16 protein-coding genes are annotated in these 16876 nt (G+C 58.1%); 9 read left to right on the forward strand and 7 right to left on the reverse strand.

The genetic code is table 11. From position 1 onward, the window contains the following. Window positions 1-83 precede the first annotated feature (83 nt). The 3 genes from tamA to ACJ8J1_RS19230 are packed head-to-tail and all read left to right on the forward strand — an operon-like array spanning window position 84 to window position 5967. Complete coding sequence (gene tamA / locus ACJ8J1_RS19220; protein WP_169539905.1) at window positions 84-1802, forward strand: autotransporter assembly complex protein TamA; 1719 nt, start codon at window positions 84-86, stop codon at window positions 1800-1802. Next, on the forward strand, window positions 1799-5617 hold the full coding sequence (gene tamB, locus ACJ8J1_RS19225) for an autotransporter assembly complex protein TamB (RefSeq protein WP_033641644.1): 3819 nt from the start codon (window positions 1799-1801) through the stop codon (window positions 5615-5617). Before tamA ends, tamB begins: the two co-directional genes overlap by 4 nt. A gap of 2 nt (window positions 5618-5619) precedes the next feature. After that, the gene (locus ACJ8J1_RS19230) at window positions 5620-5967 is read left to right on the forward strand and encodes a gamma-glutamylcyclotransferase family protein (protein WP_025159589.1); all 348 of its coding nucleotides are present in this window, start codon (window positions 5620-5622) and stop codon (window positions 5965-5967) included. Window positions 5968-6020: 53 nt separating this feature from the next. Here ACJ8J1_RS19230 and ppa read toward each other — a convergent pair whose 3' ends face one another. Beyond that, on the reverse strand, window positions 6021-6551 hold the full coding sequence (gene ppa, locus ACJ8J1_RS19235; RefSeq protein ID WP_004933594.1) for an inorganic diphosphatase: 531 nt from the start codon (window positions 6549-6551) through the stop codon (window positions 6021-6023). A 260-nt stretch (window positions 6552-6811) separates the two neighbouring features. On the opposite strand from ppa, the gene ACJ8J1_RS19240 reads away from it, so the two are divergent. Continuing rightward, window positions 6812-8365, forward strand: a complete 1554-nt coding sequence (locus ACJ8J1_RS19240; protein ID WP_033641645.1) for a methyl-accepting chemotaxis protein — start codon at window positions 6812-6814, stop codon at window positions 8363-8365. Window positions 8366-8410: 45 nt separating this feature from the next. Here ACJ8J1_RS19240 and fbp read toward each other — a convergent pair whose 3' ends face one another. Then, complete coding sequence (gene fbp, locus ACJ8J1_RS19245) at window positions 8411-9415, reverse strand: class 1 fructose-bisphosphatase (RefSeq protein ID WP_004933587.1); 1005 nt, start codon at window positions 9413-9415, stop codon at window positions 8411-8413. A gap of 169 nt (window positions 9416-9584) precedes the next feature. On the opposite strand from fbp, the gene mpl reads away from it, so the two are divergent. Continuing rightward, the gene (mpl, locus tag ACJ8J1_RS19250) at window positions 9585-10964 is read left to right on the forward strand and encodes a UDP-N-acetylmuramate:L-alanyl-gamma-D-glutamyl-meso-diaminopimelate ligase (RefSeq protein WP_033641646.1); all 1380 of its coding nucleotides are present in this window, start codon (window positions 9585-9587) and stop codon (window positions 10962-10964) included. A gap of 197 nt (window positions 10965-11161) precedes the next feature. Here the strand turns inward: mpl and yhcN (ACJ8J1_RS19255) are convergent, their stop codons facing one another. The 3 genes from yhcN (ACJ8J1_RS19255) to argR all read right to left on the reverse strand — a co-directional run bounded on the left by yhcN (ACJ8J1_RS19255) (window position 11162) and on the right by argR (window position 12683). Beyond that, a complete protein-coding gene (gene yhcN / locus ACJ8J1_RS19255) occupies window positions 11162-11425 on the reverse strand; it encodes a peroxide/acid stress response protein YhcN (RefSeq protein ID WP_025305042.1) in 264 nt (87 codons plus the stop codon). A 120-nt stretch (window positions 11426-11545) separates the two neighbouring features. After that, window positions 11546-11809: a peroxide/acid stress response protein YhcN gene (gene yhcN / locus ACJ8J1_RS19260; RefSeq protein WP_004933574.1), complete on the reverse strand. Its 264-nt coding sequence runs from the start codon at window positions 11807-11809 to the stop codon at window positions 11546-11548. 403 nt (window positions 11810-12212) lie between these two features. Continuing rightward, window positions 12213-12683, reverse strand: coding sequence for a transcriptional regulator ArgR (gene argR / locus ACJ8J1_RS19265; RefSeq protein ID WP_016929335.1), 471 nt, complete (start codon window positions 12681-12683; stop codon window positions 12213-12215). A gap of 464 nt (window positions 12684-13147) precedes the next feature. On the opposite strand from argR, the gene mdh reads away from it, so the two are divergent. Continuing rightward, window positions 13148-14086, forward strand: coding sequence for a malate dehydrogenase (gene mdh, locus ACJ8J1_RS19270; protein ID WP_033636811.1), 939 nt, complete (start codon window positions 13148-13150; stop codon window positions 14084-14086). A 66-nt stretch (window positions 14087-14152) separates the two neighbouring features. Here mdh and ACJ8J1_RS19275 read toward each other — a convergent pair whose 3' ends face one another. Next, window positions 14153-14413 (reverse strand): helix-turn-helix domain-containing protein, encoded by a 261-nt coding sequence (locus tag ACJ8J1_RS19275; protein WP_004933567.1) that lies wholly within the window; start codon window positions 14411-14413, stop codon window positions 14153-14155. Window positions 14414-14593: 180 nt separating this feature from the next. Here ACJ8J1_RS19275 and ACJ8J1_RS19280 point away from each other — a divergent pair, with 180 nt between their 5' ends. After that, window positions 14594-14950 carry a DNA-binding protein gene (locus ACJ8J1_RS19280; RefSeq protein WP_033644178.1) on the forward strand — a complete coding sequence of 119 codons (357 nt, stop codon included), beginning with the start codon at window positions 14594-14596 and terminating at the stop codon, window positions 14948-14950. Window positions 14951-15000: 50 nt separating this feature from the next. Here the strand turns inward: ACJ8J1_RS19280 and ispB are convergent, their stop codons facing one another. Then, a complete protein-coding gene (gene ispB, locus ACJ8J1_RS19285) occupies window positions 15001-15972 on the reverse strand; it encodes an octaprenyl diphosphate synthase (protein ID WP_033641648.1) in 972 nt (323 codons plus the stop codon). Window positions 15973-16242: 270 nt separating this feature from the next. Between ispB and rplU the strand changes: the two genes are divergently transcribed. Further along, window positions 16243-16554, forward strand: a complete 312-nt coding sequence (gene rplU, locus ACJ8J1_RS19290; protein WP_004933561.1) for a 50S ribosomal protein L21 — start codon at window positions 16243-16245, stop codon at window positions 16552-16554. 17 nt (window positions 16555-16571) lie between these two features. Next, complete coding sequence (gene rpmA, locus ACJ8J1_RS19295; RefSeq protein ID WP_004933559.1) at window positions 16572-16829, forward strand: 50S ribosomal protein L27; 258 nt, start codon at window positions 16572-16574, stop codon at window positions 16827-16829. Window positions 16830-16876: the final 47 nt, after the last annotated feature.

Raw genomic sequence — 16876 nt, forward strand, 5'->3', positions numbered from 1 at the left:
GCGGAGTCTGCCCTGGCCCCGGAGCGAACACCATAACAGGAAAGTAAAATCAATAAGGAGAACACGTGCCAAAGTACCCGGTCATGTGCTTGATATCTGTGTTGCTTGCGGCACCTGCAGCCTATGCGGCCAACGTGCGGCTGCAGGTGGAGGGGTTAAGCGGAGAGTTGGAAAAAAACGTCCGGGTGCGGCTGTCGTCGATCACGCCTGAAGAGGTCGGCACCGACGGTCGCTTCCGCGCACGGGTGGATGAGGCGGTGCGCCAGGGGCTGCGCGCGCTCGGCTATTACCAGCCGACCATCGAGTTTACGCTGGACGATCGGCCGGGGATGTCGCGTCCGGTGCTGCATGCCAAGGTCAATCCGGGCGAACCGGTGCGCATCGCCGGCGCCAACATCGTGCTGGAAGGCGGCGCGAAGACCGATGAGGACTACCTGGCGCTGGTAAAGAAGGATCGGCCGACCATCGGCGAGATCCTCAACCACGGCAAGTATGACAGTTTCAAAGGCTCGCTGACCGGCCTGGCGCTGCGCAAAGGTTACTTCGACGCCGATATGACCAAAAGCCAACTCGGCGTGGCAGAAGATCTGCACAAGGCGTTTTGGGATATCGATTTCAACAGCGGCGAACGTTACCGCTTCGGCAAGGTGAAATTCACCGGTTCGCAAATCCGCGAAGACTATCTGCAAAATCTGGTGCCCTTTCATCAGGGGGATTACTACAGTTCGGAGGATTTGGCCGAGCTGAACCGCCGTTTGTCCGCCACCAACTGGTTCAACTCGGTGGTGGTGTCCCCTGATTTCAACGATGCCAAAGAGAACAAGATTTTGCCGTTGGACGCGCTGGTAACGCCGCGTACGCGCAATACCATCGAAACCGGTATCGGTTACTCCACCGACGTCGGCCCGCGGGTGAAAGGCACCTGGAAAAAGCCCTGGCTCAACGATCGCGGCCACAGCCTGGAAACCAGCGCCAGCGTGTCGGCGCCGGAGCAGCAGCTGGATCTGACCTATAAGATCCCGCTGCTGAAGAATCCGCTGGAGCAGTATTACCTGCTGCAGGGCGGGCTCAAGAACGTCGACCTTAACGACACCAAATCCGTGACCTCCAAAGTGGTGGCTTCGCGCAACTGGGATCTCTCCAGCGGCTGGCAGCGGGCGATCAACCTGACCTGGCGCTGGGATAACTTTACCCAGGGCAACGTCAGCAACACCACCATGCTGCTGTACCCCGGCGTCAGCTTCAACCGCACCCGCTCGCGCGGCGGCCTGATGCCGACCTGGGGCGACAGCCAGCGCTACTCCATCGACGTATCCGACACCACCTGGGGCTCGGGCGTGGACTTCGCGCTGATGCAGGCGCAGAACGTCTGGATCCGCACGCTTGCCGACAAGCATCGTTTCGTGGCGCGCGGGCAGGTGGGATGGATAGAAACCAACGACTTCGACAAGGTGCCGCCGGATTTGCGCTTCTTCGCCGGCGGTGACCGCAGCATTCGCGGCTACAAGTACAAAGACATTTCTCCGCGCGGCGACGACGGCAAGCTGACCGGCGCCTCCAAGATGCTGACCGGCTCGCTGGAGTATCAATACAACGTGACCGGCAAATGGTGGGGGGCGATGTTCGTCGATTCCGGTGAAGCGGTGAACGATATCAAGCAGAGCAACTTCAAGACCGGCGCCGGCGTAGGCGTGCGCTGGCAGTCGCCGGTGGGGCCGGTGAAGCTGGATATCGCCGCGCCCGTGGGAGACAAGGACACTCACGGGATGCAGTTCTACATCGGTTTGGGGCCTGAACTATGAGCCTGGTTAAAAAGATTTGTCTCGGATTTCTGGTCGTTCTGCTGCTGCTGATCGGCGGACTGGCCTTTCTGGTGGGGACCACCACCGGTTTGCATATGGTCATCAACGGCGCGGCGCGCTGGGTGCCGGGGCTGGAGATCGCCGGCGTCAGCGGCGGCTGGCGCGATCTGACGCTGAAGGGCGTGAAGTATCAGATGCCGGGCGTGACGGTCAACGCCGGGCAATTCCATCTGTCCCTCGATCTCTCCTGCTTTAAACGCAGCTCGCTGTGCGTCAACGCCTTGACTGCTCAGGACGTGGACGTGGCGGTGAACACCAAAGAGATGGCGCCCTCCGCGCCGGTGGAGGAGAGCAGCGAGCCGACCACCAATCTCAGTACGCCTTATCCGATCACCCTGCGCCTGTTGGCGCTGAACAACGTCAAGGTCACCGTCGACGACACCGCCATTTCTCTGGCCGAGTTCCGCACCGGCGCACAGTGGCAAGAGCGCGCGCTGACGCTGATGCCGACCAAGATCGGCTCGTTGCTGATCGCCTTGCCGAAAACGCCGCAAAATCCGTTGCCGGAAGCGGTGCAACCGGCGGTCGAGGTGGCGAAAAAGGTCGGTGAGCAGGTTACCGACGCGGCGAAACCGGCGCCGCAGCCGGAAGAGAAGCCGCTTGGCGAAACGCTGAAGGAACTGTTCGCCAAACCGCTGTTGCCGGATCTGCCGGACATCCGCCTGCCGCTGGATATCACCGTGAAAGAGATCAGCGGCGAACAGCTGCGCTTGACCGGCGATACCGACGTGCTGATCACGAGTCTGTTGCTGCAGGCCAGCACGCAGGATCAGCATATCCAGCTGGACAACTTCGACGTGAAGTCGCCGCAGGGTACGCTGTCGGTGCAGGGGCAGGCGACCCTGACCGGCGATTGGCCGGTGGCCCTGACCGCCAACAGCGCGTTGAACATCGACCCGTTGAAGGGCGAGAAGGTGAAGCTGAACATCGGCGGCGGGTTGCGTGATGAGCTGAAGGTCGCGCTGAACCTGTCCGGCCCGGTCGGCGCCCAGCTCGATGTGCAAACCCGGCTGGCCGAAGCCGGCCTGCCGCTGGCGCTGACGCTGCAGAGCAAACAGCTGAAATGGCCGCTGAGCGGCGAGGCGCAGTACCAGGTTAACGATTTCCGCCTGCGCTTTAACGGCAAGGCGACCGACTATGCGTTGTCGACGCGCGCTAATCTGAAAGGTCAGGATCTGCCGCCGGCGGTGCTGACGCTGGACGGCAAAGGCAACGTCGAGCAGTTCAAGCTGGAGCGTCTGCGGCTGGCGGCGCTGCAGGGTAATACCGATCTCACCGCGCTGGTGGACTGGAGCAAGGCCATCAGCTGGAACTCGCAATTGACGCTGAGCGGCATCAATACCGCCAAGCAGTGGCCGGAATGGCCGGCGAAACTCGACGGCAAGATCACCACGCGCGGCAGCCTGCACGGCGGCAGCTGGCAGCTGCAGGTGCCGGTGCTGCAGCTGGACGGCAACGTGAAGCAGAACAAGGTCACGGCGCGCGGCACGCTGAGCGGCAACGCCGCCGGGCAGTGGAAAATCCCCGGCATCGATCTGACGTTGGGGCGCAACCAGCTGAACGTCAAAGGACAGCTGGACGAGAAGAGCTGGAACCTGGACGCCAACATCGACGCGCCGCGTCTGGACGGCGCGCTGCCGGGCCTGGGCGGCACCGCCAAAGGGCTGCTGAAGCTGCGCGGCAATCTGCAGGCACCTCAGCTGCTGGCGGATTTGACCGCCTCCGGTTTGCAGTGGCAGGCGCTGCGCATCAACCGGGTGAAGATCGACGGTGACGTGCGCTCCACGGATCAGATCCAGGGGCAGTTGGCGGTTCGCGTCGAGCAGCTGAAGCAGGACGCGCTGGAAGTCAGCCTGCTGACCCTGGACGCCAAAGGCAGCGAGAAGCAGCATCAGCTGCAGTTGAAGATCGACGGTAAGCCGGTCTCCGGCCAGCTAGCGCTGCAGGGCAGCTTCGATCGTCAGCAGCAGCGCTGGCGCGGCAATCTGAACAATACCCGCTTCGATACGCCGGTGGGGGAGTGGCGCCTGACGCGCGCCATCGCGCTGGACTACCTGAACACCGCGCAGAAAATCAGCATCGGGCCGCACTGTTGGCAGAACCCGAACGCCGAGCTGTGCGTGCCGAAGACCATCGAAGCCGGCCAGAGCGGCCAGGCCAGCGTGGTGCTCAACCGGTTCGATCTGGCGATGATCAAGCCGTTCCTCGGCCCGGAGACCGCCCTGAGCGGCGTGTTCACCGGCCGGGCCGACGTCAGTTGGAAACCGGGCGGCGCGCTGCCGGAGGCGAAGGTCACGTTGGCCGGCAACGGCGTCAAGGTGGTGCAGCAGGTGCAGGGCAACGCGCTGCCGATCGCCTTCGATACGCTGACCCTCAACGCCGGTCTGAACAACGGCCGCGCGCAGGCCGACTGGCGGATCAAACTGACCAACAACGGCCAGTTCGACGGCAATATCCAGGTGGCGGATCCGCAGGTGCGGCGCACCATCAGCGGCAACGTCAATATCACCAACATTTCGTTGGCGCTGATTAACCCGGCGCTGATGAAGGGCGAAAGCGCGGCGGGCATGCTGAACGCCAACCTGCGTCTGGGCGGCAGCGCGCAGAAGCCGCTGGTGTTCGGGCGTCTGGCGTTGGATCGGGCGAAGGTGCAGGGCCACTGGATGCCGTTCGATATGACCGACGCGCGGCTGGCGGTGAATTTCAATGGCATGACCTCGACGCTGGAAGGGCTGCTCAGCACCACGCGCGGCCAGCTGAATCTGGCGGGCGATGCCGACTGGCGTGACATCAACGCCTGGCGTGCGCGCATTGCCGCCAAGGGCGACAAACTGCGGGTGACGGTGCCGCCGATGATCCGCATCGACGTGTCGCCGGATCTGGTGTTCGAAGCCACGCCGCAGCTGTTCTCGCTCAACGGCAAGGTCGACATCCCTTGGGCGCGCATCACGGTGCAGGAGCTGCCGGAAAGCGCGGTGGGCGTCTCTTCCGACGAAGTGATGCTGGACGACCAGCTGAAGCCGATTCAACCGAAGACCGCCTCGATTCCGATCAACAGCAACCTGATGATCCACGTCGGCAATGACGTGCGGCTGGACGCCTTCGGCCTCAAAGCCCGCCTGAAGGGTGATTTGAAAGTGGTGCAGGACAAGAAAGGGCTGGGCCTCAATGGCCAGATTGACATCCCTTCCGGTCGCTTCCATGCTTATGGTCAGGATTTGATCGTGCGTAAAGGGCAGCTGATGTTCTCCGGCCCGCCGGATCAGCCGCTGCTCAATATCGAAGCGATCCGCAACCCGGAATCCACCGAGGACGACGTGACCGCCGGCGTGCGCGTGACCGGCCTGGCGGATGCGCCGAAGCTGGAAGTGTTCTCCGATCCGGCCAAATCGCAACAGGAAGCCCTGTCTTATCTGCTGCGCGGCCAGGGCTTGAACAGCTCAGGCGCCGACGGCAACGCCATGACGTCGATGTTAATCGGCATGGGGGTTGCACAAAGTGGTCAACTTGTGGGTAAAATCGGCGAGGCATTCGGCGTGAGTAATTTGGCTCTGGACACTCAAGGGGTTGGCGACAATTCCCAGGTTGTCGTGAGCGGCTATGTCCTCCCAGGCTTACAAGTAAAATATGGGGTGGGCATTTTCGACTCGCTGGCCACGCTGACGTTGCGTTATCGCCTGATGCCTAAGTTGTATCTTGAAGCGGTGTCTGGTCTCGACCAGGCATTAGATTTGCTCTATCAGTTTGAGTTTTAGCGATGCGAATAATTGTCTACGGCAGTTTACGACGCAAACAGGGAAACAGCCATTGGATGACCAACGCCCAATGGCTCGGCGAGCACGAGCTCGAAGGCTATCAGATTTACAATCTGGGCCATTACCCGGCGGCGATCCCTGGAGAGGGCACGATACATTGCGAGGTGTATCGTATTAACTCATCGATTCTGGCAGAGCTGGACGAACTGAAAAGCAACACCAAGGACTATAAGCGCGAGCTGATTCAGACGCCTTATGGGAGTGCGTGGATCTACCTGTACAAACACAGCGTGGACGGTTACCCGCGAATTACCAGCGGTGACTGGCTGAAGCGTCTCGAAGAACAGTAAGAAAAAAAACACCGCTCAATGAGCGGTGTTTTTTCATCGGACGGCGGCTGGAATTACTTCTTGGCAGCGCGTTCGAAGGAGGCGATGATTTCCGCTTTAGCCGCGGCAGCGTCTGCCCAGCCTTCCACTTTCACCCATTTGCCTTTTTCCAGATCTTTGTAGTGCTCGAAGAAGTGAGCGATCTGGGCTTTCAGCAGTTCCGGCAGGTCGTTCACGTCTTTCACGTGATCGTACTCTTTGGTCAGCTTGCTGTGCGGCACCGCAACCAGCTTGGCGTCTTCACCGGCTTCGTCGGTCATTTTCAGCACGCCAACCGGACGGCAGCGGATCACGGAGCCCGGCTGCAGCGGGTATGGGGTTGGAACCAGTACGTCAACCGGGTCACCGTCCAGAGACAGGGTGTGGTTGATGTAGCCGTAGTTGCACGGGTAGAACATCGCGGTGGACATGAAACGGTCAACGAACAGCGCGCCGGTTTCTTTGTCGATTTCGTATTTGATTGGATCGGCGTTGGCCGGGATTTCGATTACTACGTAGATGTCTTCCGGCAGGTCTTTGCCAGCAGGGACCAGATTCAAGCTCATGTCGGTTTCCTTTAATCATCAAACCAGAAATGGAGTGGCGGCTATTATAGCGGACTCTTTTGCGATTTCCTGCCCTTTTCATCGTCGAAAACCCCGCGCGCCGACGCAGGGATAATTTCCAGATTAATCCCGCCACGGCATGAAGTTTTGCCTCCGCCTGCCGATAACTTCAACAAACAATAATGAGCCAGCAAAGCTGGCTCCGCGTTTTGCCACCCCTACTACGTCTGATCTCACTATTCTGAAGCCGGGAAGAACTCATGCTAAAAAAGATTACGGTGAAGGCTGGGCTGATCGCCCTGCTGAGCCTGATGACCATGCTGCTGATCATGGTCAGCGTTATTGGCGTCAACGCGATTAACGAAGGATCGCGCTCGATCCATACCTTAAACCAGATCCTCGGCGAAGAGCTGGGCTCGCTGGCCAACAGCTCCAACCTGACGCTGCGTGCCCGAACCGCCGCCTCGCTGGCGGTGCGCCAACGGGAGATCGGCCAGACTGATGTCTCCGACGCCACCGTGGGCCGCATCTACGGCTACCTCGAGCAGTCGAACAAGGAAATGGCGCGCTTTGTCGGCGTCGGCACCGTGACCGAGCGCGGCCGCGAACTCTCCAGCCGCCTGCAAAACAGCTATCGCGCCTATCTGGAGCAGGGCGTGAAGCCGATGGCCGCCGCCATCAAGGCCGGCAAGATCGATGAGTATTACCATATCCAGGAGACGCGTATTTCCGCCTTGAGCATCGCGTTTGAAAAGGATCTCACCGATTTCCGCAGCTTCGCCATGAAGCTCGGCGAGAAGCAGGTGTATGAGGCGGAAAGCAACGCCAGCACCAAGATCTCGCTGATCGTGGTGGCGGGCCTGCTCAGCGTGCTGTTGGCGTTGCTGGCCTGGTTCGCGCTGCGCGTGATTATTCTGCGTCCGCTGGATGAGTCCATCGCGCAGTTGGAACACATCGCCGGCGGCGATCTTACCCACGAGATCCGTGGCGAGGGCGATACCGAGATGGGGCGCCTGGTGCGGGCGATGCTGCGCATGCAGCAGGCGCTGGCCAGTTCGGTCAGCAAAGTGCGTGACGCCAGCAGCCAGATCGACACCGGTTCGCGCGAACTGGCGGCCGGCAACCTGCATCTGGCGCAGCGCACCGAAGAATCGGCCGCGTCGCTGGAAGAGACCGCCGCCAGCATGGAACAGCTGACCTCGACGGTGAAAATGAACGCAGAGAACTGTGAACAGGCCAACCAGCTGGCGCTGAGCGTGTCCGATATCGCCAACCAGGGCAGTGAGGTGGTCAGCCAGGTGATGAGCAAGATGCAGGCGATCACCGACAGCTCGCGCCGCATCGCCGATATCATCAGCGTGATGGACGGCATCGCCTTCCAGACCAACATCCTGGCGCTGAACGCGGCGGTGGAAGCCGCGCGCGCCGGCGAACAGGGCCGCGGTTTCGCGGTGGTGGCCGGTGAAGTGCGCAACCTGGCGCAGCGCAGCGCCCAGTCGGCGAAAGAGATCAAAGGGCTGATCGAAGCGTCGCAAAACCGGGTGCAGGAAGGCGAACAGATGGTGGAGTCGGCGGCGCAGACCATGAGCGGCATCACCGGTGAAGTGGGCCGGGTGACGGCGTTGATGCGTGAGATCTCGGCGGCGACGCGCGAACAAAGCAGCGGTATCGAACAGGTGAACCTGGCGGTGGCGCAGATGGATCAGGTGGCGCAACAGAATGCGGCGCTGGTGGAGGAGTCTGCGGCGGCGACGCGCTCGCTGGAAGATCAGGCTCAGCTGCTGGCGCAGAGCATGGCGGCGTTCAAGCTGTAAGGCAATAAGGGTTCGGCAAGGCGCCGAACCCTGGCAAAGAACGCGTTACTCGTCCGGGTTTTCGGCGATGAAGCGTTCTGCGTCTTCCACCATCGACTTGGTGCCGACGAAGAATGGCGCGCGCTGGTGCAGTTTCACCGGCGTGATGTCCAGAATGCGGTTTTTGCCGTCGCTGGCCTTGCCGCCGGCCTGTTCGGCCAGGAACGCCATCGGGTTGCATTCGTACAGCAGGCGCAGCTTGCCTTGCGGGTGGCTGGCGGTGCTTGGGTAGATGTAGATGCCGCCTTTCAGCAGGTTGCGGTGGAAGTCCGCCACCAGAGAACCGATGTAGCGCGAGGTGTAAGGGCGCTGCGTCGCTTCATCCTGCTCCTGGCAGTACTTGATGTATTTCTTCACGCCGAGAGGGAACTTGATGTAGTTGCCTTCGTTGATGGAATACATGTTGCCGCTCGCCGGGAAACGCACTTTCTCGTGAGAGAGACAGAACACGCCCAGAGACGGATCGTACGTGAAGGCGTGGACGCCGTAACCGGTGGTGTACACCAGCATGGTGGACGAACCGTAAACCACGTAACCCGCTGCGACCTGGGCGCTGCCCGGCTGCAGGAAGTCTTCTTCGGTCACCGGCGTGCCGACCGGCGTGATGCGACGATAGATAGAGAAAATCGTACCGACCGAGACGTTGACATCAATGTTGGACGAACCGTCCAACGGATCCATCAATACGACATACTTGGCATTTTCAGCTCGCTCGCCGTCGAATATCACGATTTCATCTTCTTCTTCGGAAGCGATACCCGCAACTTCACCACGCGCTTTCAACGCCGCTTTCAGTTTTTCGTTCGCGTACAGGTCCAGTTTCATCTGAACTTCGCCCTGTACGTTGGACACCCCGCTGGTCCCCAGAATATCAACCAGGCCGGCCTTGTTGATGTCGCGGTGAATGATTTTGGCGCCCAGTTTAATGGCAGAAAGTAACGCGGTCAGCTCGCCGGTGGCGTGCGAGAAGTCGTGCTGTTTCTCGACGATAAATTCGCCTAACGTTTTCATGACACAATCCCTGAATCTACGGATGGATAGCGGCCTGTTAACAAACCGCCAACGTTTTCGCGAGCAGTGTAGCCCAAAGATGCGCGCCATTCATAGGCAAATCCATTTCTTCTGGACGATTCTGAGCGTTAGAATATGCCGACATTCGATGCACTCACATGAGAAACCTATGCGCATTCACATTCTTGGGATCTGTGGCACCTTTATGGGCGGGCTGGCGATGCTGGCGCGCTCACTGGGGCATGACGTCACCGGTTCGGACGCCAACGTCTATCCGCCGATGAGCACGCTGCTGGAGAACCAGGGGATCGATCTTATTCAGGGTTATGATCCGGCCCAGCTGGATCCGGCGCCGGATCTGGTGATCATCGGCAACGCCATGACGCGCGGCAACCCGTGCGTGGAGGCGGTGCTGGAGCGTGGTATCCCTTACGTTTCCGGCCCGCAGTGGCTGCACGACGCCGTGTTGCGCGATCGCTGGGTACTGGCGGTCGCCGGCACCCACGGCAAAACCACCACCGCTGGCATGGCGACCTGGATCCTCGAAGCCTGCGGCTACCAGCCGGGCTTCGTCATCGGCGGCGTGCCGGGCAACTTCGACGTCTCGGCTCGCCTCGGCGGCAGCCCGTTCTTCGTGATCGAGGCCGACGAGTATGACTGCGCGTTCTTCGACAAGCGCTCCAAGTTCGTGCACTACAGCCCGCGCACGCTGATCATGAACAACCTGGAGTTCGACCACGCCGATATCTTCGACGATCTGAAAGCCATTCAGAAACAATTCCACCACCTGGTGCGCCTGGTGCCGGGCAAAGGCAAGATCATCCTGCCGGACAACGACAGCCACCTGAAGCAGGTGATGGCGATGGGCTGCTGGAGCGAACAGGAGCTGGTGGGCGAAGAGGGCACCTGGCGCGCGCAGAAGCTGACGCCGGACGCCAGTCATTACGCGGTGTTCCTCGACGGCGAGCAGGTTGGCGAAGTGAACTGGGCGCTGGTGGGCGAGCACAACATGCATAACGGCCTGATGGCCATCGCGGCGACCCGTCACGTTGGCGTGCAGCCGGCGGACGCCTGCCGCGCCTTGGGCGACTTCATCAACGCCCGTCGCCGCCTGGAGCTGCGTGGCGAAGCCAACGGCGTCACGGTCTACGACGATTTCGCGCACCACCCGACGGCGATCCTGGCCACTCTGGCCGCGCTGCGCGGCAAGGTAGGCGGCACGGCGCGCATTCTGGCGGTGCTGGAGCCGCGATCCAACACCATGAAAATGGGCATCAGCAAAAACGATCTGGCGCCTTCGCTCGGCCGTGCCGATGAAGTGTTCCTGTTCCAGCCGCATCATATTCCGTGGCAGGTTGCGGAAGTGGCGGATGCCTGCGTGCAGCCGGCGCACTGGAGCGCGGATCTCGACACGTTGGTGGAGATGGTGGTGAAAAATGCACAGCCGGGCGACCACATTCTGGTGATGAGCAACGGCGGTTTCGGCGGCATTCACGATCGCCTGTTGGACGCGTTGGCGAAAAAGCAGGAACCGAAGGTGACCTACTGATTGTTCAGCCGCATAAGCCAACCTAAGGGCCGCATTCGCGGCCTTTTTTACGCCCATAAAAAAGCCCTCGCGAGCGAGGGCAACGGGGTTCGTCGGATAGGACGACGAGAGGGTCTCTGGGAAATCGGCGTTTGCGTCAGAACTCGGCAGTGGCAGTGACGAGGGTAATCAGCTCTGCAAAGCCGTTCCCAGAGTTGTTATTTGTAAATCTCGGCGGTGGCGTGGTAGTTGCCTTCGTTACGCGCTTCGATCACGCGGTAGGCGGTCGCGCCTTTAGCATCGGCTTTCTCCGACAGCGCCTGGCGAATGTCGGTCGGTGCGCCGTCGATACCGCTGACGGTAATGGTGCCGATAGATTGCAGATTGGCGGTCTGATCGTTAGTCACCAACTGGGCGGCAGACGCGCCAAAGGAGATGACAGACAGCAAACCGAGTGCAGCGAGAGTAGTTTTCATGTTCATGATAGCGATCCTTGGTCATAACAGCCTGGAAGGGCTTGGCAGCGATTTTTATTCTTGAAGGCTGTTATGACAGCGTTTGATTCCAGAGATGTATTGCCCGTTGCCGGGTAATGCCGGTACTTATTTGTAGATTTCAGCGGTCGCGTGGAAGTTGCCGTCGTTGCGCGCTTCGATCACGCGGTAAGCGGTCGCCCCTTTGGCGTCGGCTTTATCGGACAGCGCCTGACGAATGTCGGAAGGCGCAGCGGCGACGCCGCTCACGGTGATCACACCGGCGGGCTGCAGTTTTGCGGCCTGGGTTGCGTCAACAGATTGTGCTGCGAATGCGCCAAAGGAAAGCATGGACAGAACGCTCAGGGTTGCAACGGTAGCTTTAATTTTCATCATCTCACCTCATCGTATTCTTTTATCAGTTCCAACGAACTGTGATTCAGTTCACGAAAATGAGTATACAGCTAGTAACGCCAAAAATTAATAGTTCGCTAACAGTTGCTAGTGAAACTTTAAACCGATGAACCTTATTTTTTATAACTACAAGGAATAAAAAACGCTCATAAAACGATCTTTCGATGTTAAATTTATGTAATTTCAATAAGGTAAGTGCTTTTGACCAAAAGTGCGGAAGATCACAGTGGGTACTGCTGGTTACATGGATATGTCATGGAAATGTGTTGTTGCGGGATAAAAAAGCAGTGTTAAACGCGGTTGAAGGCCGGAAAGGTAACGCGAGGGTTAAAGAAGCGCTAACAAAATGCGGGCGGTAGCCGCACTTTGTTAGCGCCAGGTTTCACAGCTCTTGCTCGAACACGCCCAGGATCGCTTCATGCAGCTTCTGAGCGGTAAAGCCGCTGGACGGCGTGACGAAAATCGTGTCGTCGCCGGCGATAGTGCCGAGGATGCCCTGGGATTTGCCCAAGGAGTCAAGCAGGCGGGCGATCAGCTGTGCGGCGCCCGGACTGGTGTGGATCACCACGACGGCGTCGTTATGGTCGACGTCCAGCACCAGGTTCTTCAGCGGGCTGGTGGTGGTCGGCACGCCGAGTTCGGCAGGAAGGCAATACACCATTTCCATTTTGGCATTGCGCGTACGTACCGCACCGAACTTGGTCAGCATGCGCGATACTTTGGATTGGTTAATGTTTTCGAAGCCTTCTTCTTGCAGCGCCAAAACGATCTCGCCTTGAGAACTGAATTTTTCTTCTTTCAATAACGCTTTGAACGTCTTGATCAGATCTTCCTGTTTTGCGGGATTACGCATTTTGCACCGTGGAATGTTGATAATGGAAGTCATGATTATGCATATAGATGAATTTTTATGCAACAAAGGCCGACCCAAAGAAAATAAACATGACCGGGCGGCGAGGAAAGGGCGGCATTTTAACAAAATCCGGCCGTGATGAATATGCCCTTTTGACGTCGGAAAATCGGCCTGCGCTGGTAAATAAAATGTTATTAAAATGATGTTGTTCTGATGTTGCGTAAGGGTGTAATGTAACGGCCGGTTAACTTGCTCGTGAATAACCTCGCACTATTTTTGATTAGTGTGCGCTATGCCCTTCATGCGTAAGCGATTTAATCTAAAATGGGCGCGACAGCGGTCATTTTATTGCACCTGCAGGCAACAATTAGCTAATTTATTGTTTTTAAAGGTGTAATAATTTAAGGTCCGTCACCAACACATTCACGGCGCTTTATATATTTAAGACAATAAAGGAGTATAGGATGAAAGTTGCAGTTCTCGGTGCTGCTGGCGGTATCGGCCAGGCCCTCGCCCTTCTACTCAAAACCCAGCTTCCTTCAGGTTCTGAACTCTCTCTCTACGACATTGCCCCCGTTACCCCAGGCGTTGCCGTCGACTTAAGCCACATCCCAACCGCAGTTAAAATCAAAGGCTTCAGCGGCGAAGACGCGACCCCGGCTCTGCAGGGTGCGGACGTGGTGCTGATTTCCGCCGGCGTGGCCCGTAAGCCAGGCATGGATCGCTCTGACCTGTTCAACGTTAACGCCGGCATCGTGCGTAACCTGATTGAGCAAGTGGCGAAAACCTGCCCGAAAGCCTGCATCGGCATCATCACCAACCCGGTTAACACCACGGTCGCCATCGCGGCGGAAGTGTTGAAAAAAGCCGGCGTTTACGACAAGAACAAACTGTTCGGCGTGACTTCGCTGGATATCATCCGTTCCAACACCTTCGTGGCCGAGCTGAAAGGCAAGCAGCCGGAAGAGTTGAACGTGCCGGTCATCGGCGGCCACTCTGGCGTGACTATCCTGCCTCTGCTGTCGCAGATCCCTGGCGTGAGCTTCACCGATCAGGAAGTGGCGGATCTGACCAAACGCATTCAGAACGCCGGCACCGAAGTGGTGGAAGCCAAAGCCGGTGGCGGGTCTGCTACGCTGTCCATGGGCCAGGCGGCCGCGCGTTTCGGTCTGTCTCTGGTGCGCGCACTGCAGGGCGAGAAAGGCGTTGTGGAATGCGCTTACGTTGAAGGCGACGGCAAATACGCTCGCTTCTTCGCACAGCCGCTGGTACTGGGTAAAAACGGCGTTGAAGAACGCAAGGATATCGGCACGCTGAGCGCCTTCGAACAGAAAGCGCTGAATGAGATGCTGGACGTGCTGCACAAAGATATCGAACTGGGCGAGAAGTTCATCAATAACTGATCGTCGCCGATAGTCAGCCGATAAACGCCGCCGGACGCTGTTCCGGCGGTTTTTTTTGCCCCGCGTTCACGATTTGATGCGGGCTTTTCGATCCAGCAGGCAATCGCTGTGCGGATCATAATAGCGGCTTGGCCAGATCTCCGATGGGTGGATGCCGATTGCTTCGGCGATCAGCCATTCCCCCTTCGGCCAGGGACGCGACAGCGCGTTGGCCAGCGTTGATGAGCTTAATCCGGCCTTGCGCGACACCGCCGCCAACGTGGTGCCCTGTTTGCGTAACGCCGCGATGATATCTGCCGGATGCCAATCTGGGTTCCTTGAATTCATGTTTACATTCCTTTTCTGATTAGCCAAAGTTGCGTTAGTGGTATAACTAACGGATCAGGGTTAGGCGTTTGAACAACGTGAAACGCTTATTCGGAAACAAGAATACCATTAAATTTCCTAAAAAATACCCAAGTAATTTCCAAAAATGACTTTGCCCACTATTGCCCAGAGATGATGGCTATGAAAAACGAGTGGTTTGCCGCCAAGGAACTGACAGGCATCGCAGGATTACCTTCCTCACCACAGGGAATCAATCTGATGGCCCGGCGCGAAGGCTGGATAAGCCGCAGGCGTAAAGGCGTGCAGGGAAAAGCGTTGGAGTATCATATCGACAGCCTGCCGCCTGGTGCACGCAACCTGCTGATGCTGAAAGAAGATGGGGCGGCGTATGACGTAGAACGCCAGGATCCGTTAGCGGTATGGATCGAGTATTACTACCATTTGACGGAGAGCGAGCGCGAGAGAATGGTGGCTTTCCTGATGCGGGAAGGGATAGGCGGCCTGCTGGCGCGTATTGACGAAGAGAACAATACCTAGACAGGCCCGCCTCAGCGGGCCTGATAAGAATGTTAAGAAACTTTTATTTCTTAAAAGTCGCGTTGCACTGCCAGATGCGCCAGGCCTTCCAGCGCCGTGCGGTGCTCCGAGGCCGGCAAGACCTGCAGCGCGGCGATCGCCTTGTCGGCTTCTTCCTCGGCGCGTTGGCGAGTGTATTCCAGCGAACCGCATTGTTGCATCGCCTGCAATACCGGCTCCAGCAGATGACGACCGTTGCCTTGCTCAATCGCGCCGCGGATCATCTCACGCTGTGCGTCGTCGCCGTTGTGCATCGCGTGCAGCAGCGGCAGGGTCGGTTTCCCTTCATTCAGATCGTCACCGGTGTTTTTGCCCAGGGTGCTGCCGTCGGCGCTGTAGTCGAGCAGATCGTCGATCAGCTGGAAAGCGGTGCCGAGGTAGCGGCCATAATCTTGCAGCGCCTTCTCTTGCTCGGCGTTGGCGCCGGACAGGATCGCCGACGATTGCGCCGCCGCCTCAAACAGACGGGCGGTTTTGCTGTAGATCACCCGCATATAGCTTTCTTCGCTGATGTCAGGATCGTGCACGTTCATCAACTGCAGCACTTCGCCTTCGGCGATGACGTTGACCGCCTCCGACATCAGCGCCAGCACGCGCAGCGATTCCAGGCTGGTCATCATCTGGAAGGCGCGGGTATAGATAAAGTCGCCGACCAGCACGCTGGCGGCGTTGCCGAACGCGGCGTTGGCGGTGGCTTTGCCGCGGCGCATGTCCGATTCGTCGACGACGTCGTCATGCAGCAGCGTGGCGGTATGGATGAATTCGATCAGGGCGGCGACGGTGACGTGCTTGTTGCCTTCATAGCCCAACGCTCGCGCCGCCAGGACGGCGATCATCGGCCGGATGCGTTTACCGCCACCGCTGATAATGTAATAGCCAAGCTGATTGATGAGCGTGACATCGGAATTCAGCTGTTCGAGAATTGTTGCGTTCACGGCCGCCATATCTTGCGCGGTTAACTCGGTAATTTGCTCTAGGTTCATTGTGTTTTTTTCAGCTGTGTTTCTCTTCACCGCGTTGAGATCGCTGCTCACATCGGTACATGGCGGTAACTGTCCCTATGATTGTACTTGAAAAACGGTTCAGATAAACGCCACGAAAGAAACTGTGTTTTTTTTCTTCTTTTTTGTACATCTGGTCTTATTCTGCTCTTGTCATGCGCCGCTTTTTTGCGTAGAATTCGCGCCCTATTGTGAATATTTATAGCGCGCTCTGAACTAACACAGTCGGGCACGCGGAAAGCGGAGTTTTATATGTACGCGGTTTTCCAAAGTGGTGGTAAACAACACCGAGTAAGCGAAGGTCAGACCGTTCGCTTGGAAAAGCTGGACATCGCAACTGGTGAAGCGGTTGAGTTTGACCAGATTCTGATGATCGCTAATGGCGAAGATATCAAAATCGGCGTTCCTTTCGTCGATGGCGGCAAGATCAAAGCTGAAGTCGTTGCTCACGGTCGTGGCGAGAAAATTAAAATTGTTAAGTTTCGTCGTCGTAAACACCACCGTAAGCAGCAGGGCCACCGTCAGTGGTTCACTGACGTTAAAATCACCGGCATCAGCGCTTAAGTTAGGAGAGCGGATTAATGGCACACAAAAAGGCTGGCGGCTCGACTCGTAACGGTCGCGATTCAGAAGCTAAACGTCTGGGCGTAAAACGCTTTGGCGGCGAAGCAGTACTGGCAGGCAGCATCATCGTTCGTCAGCGCGGCACCAAATTCCACGCTGGTACCAACGTGGGTTGCGGCAAAGACCACACTCTGTTTGCTTTGAAAGACGGTAAAGTCAAATTCGAAGTTAAAGGCCCGAGCAATCGTAAATTCATCAGCATCGAAGCTGAATAATTTTTCGAGCCTTACGAAATAGATGTAAGCCCCGCAATTCGTTGCGG

Source organism: Serratia sp. CY37869 (assembly GCF_052168895.1).
GTDB lineage: Bacteria > Pseudomonadota > Gammaproteobacteria > Enterobacterales > Enterobacteriaceae > Serratia > Serratia ureilytica.

What these genes read in the sequence shown, in the direction of transcription:
- tamA (WP_169539905.1), top strand. Translation starts at nt 84, where the DNA reads ATGTGCTTGATATCTGTGTTGCTTGCGGCACCTGCAGCCTATGCGGCC.
- tamB (WP_033641644.1), top strand. Translation starts at nt 1,799, where the DNA reads ATGAGCCTGGTTAAAAAGATTTGTCTCGGATTTCTGGTCGTTCTGCTG.
- ACJ8J1_RS19230 (WP_025159589.1), top strand. Translation starts at nt 5,620, where the DNA reads ATGCGAATAATTGTCTACGGCAGTTTACGACGCAAACAGGGAAACAGC.
- ppa (WP_004933594.1), bottom strand. Translation starts at nt 6,551, where the DNA reads ATGAGCTTGAATCTGGTCCCTGCTGGCAAAGACCTGCCGGAAGACATC.
- ACJ8J1_RS19240 (WP_033641645.1), top strand. Translation starts at nt 6,812, where the DNA reads ATGCTAAAAAAGATTACGGTGAAGGCTGGGCTGATCGCCCTGCTGAGC.
- fbp (WP_004933587.1), bottom strand. Translation starts at nt 9,415, where the DNA reads ATGAAAACGTTAGGCGAATTTATCGTCGAGAAACAGCACGACTTCTCG.
- mpl (WP_033641646.1), top strand. Translation starts at nt 9,585, where the DNA reads ATGCGCATTCACATTCTTGGGATCTGTGGCACCTTTATGGGCGGGCTG.
- yhcN (WP_025305042.1), bottom strand. Translation starts at nt 11,425, where the DNA reads ATGAACATGAAAACTACTCTCGCTGCACTCGGTTTGCTGTCTGTCATC.
- yhcN (WP_004933574.1), bottom strand. Translation starts at nt 11,809, where the DNA reads ATGAAAATTAAAGCTACCGTTGCAACCCTGAGCGTTCTGTCCATGCTT.
- argR (WP_016929335.1), bottom strand. Translation starts at nt 12,683, where the DNA reads ATGCGTAATCCCGCAAAACAGGAAGATCTGATCAAGACGTTCAAAGCG.
- mdh (WP_033636811.1), top strand. Translation starts at nt 13,148, where the DNA reads ATGAAAGTTGCAGTTCTCGGTGCTGCTGGCGGTATCGGCCAGGCCCTC.
- ACJ8J1_RS19275 (WP_004933567.1), bottom strand. Translation starts at nt 14,413, where the DNA reads ATGAATTCAAGGAACCCAGATTGGCATCCGGCAGATATCATCGCGGCG.
- ACJ8J1_RS19280 (WP_033644178.1), top strand. Translation starts at nt 14,594, where the DNA reads ATGAAAAACGAGTGGTTTGCCGCCAAGGAACTGACAGGCATCGCAGGA.
- ispB (WP_033641648.1), bottom strand. Translation starts at nt 15,972, where the DNA reads ATGAACCTAGAGCAAATTACCGAGTTAACCGCGCAAGATATGGCGGCC.
- rplU (WP_004933561.1), top strand. Translation starts at nt 16,243, where the DNA reads ATGTACGCGGTTTTCCAAAGTGGTGGTAAACAACACCGAGTAAGCGAA.
- rpmA (WP_004933559.1), top strand. Translation starts at nt 16,572, where the DNA reads ATGGCACACAAAAAGGCTGGCGGCTCGACTCGTAACGGTCGCGATTCA.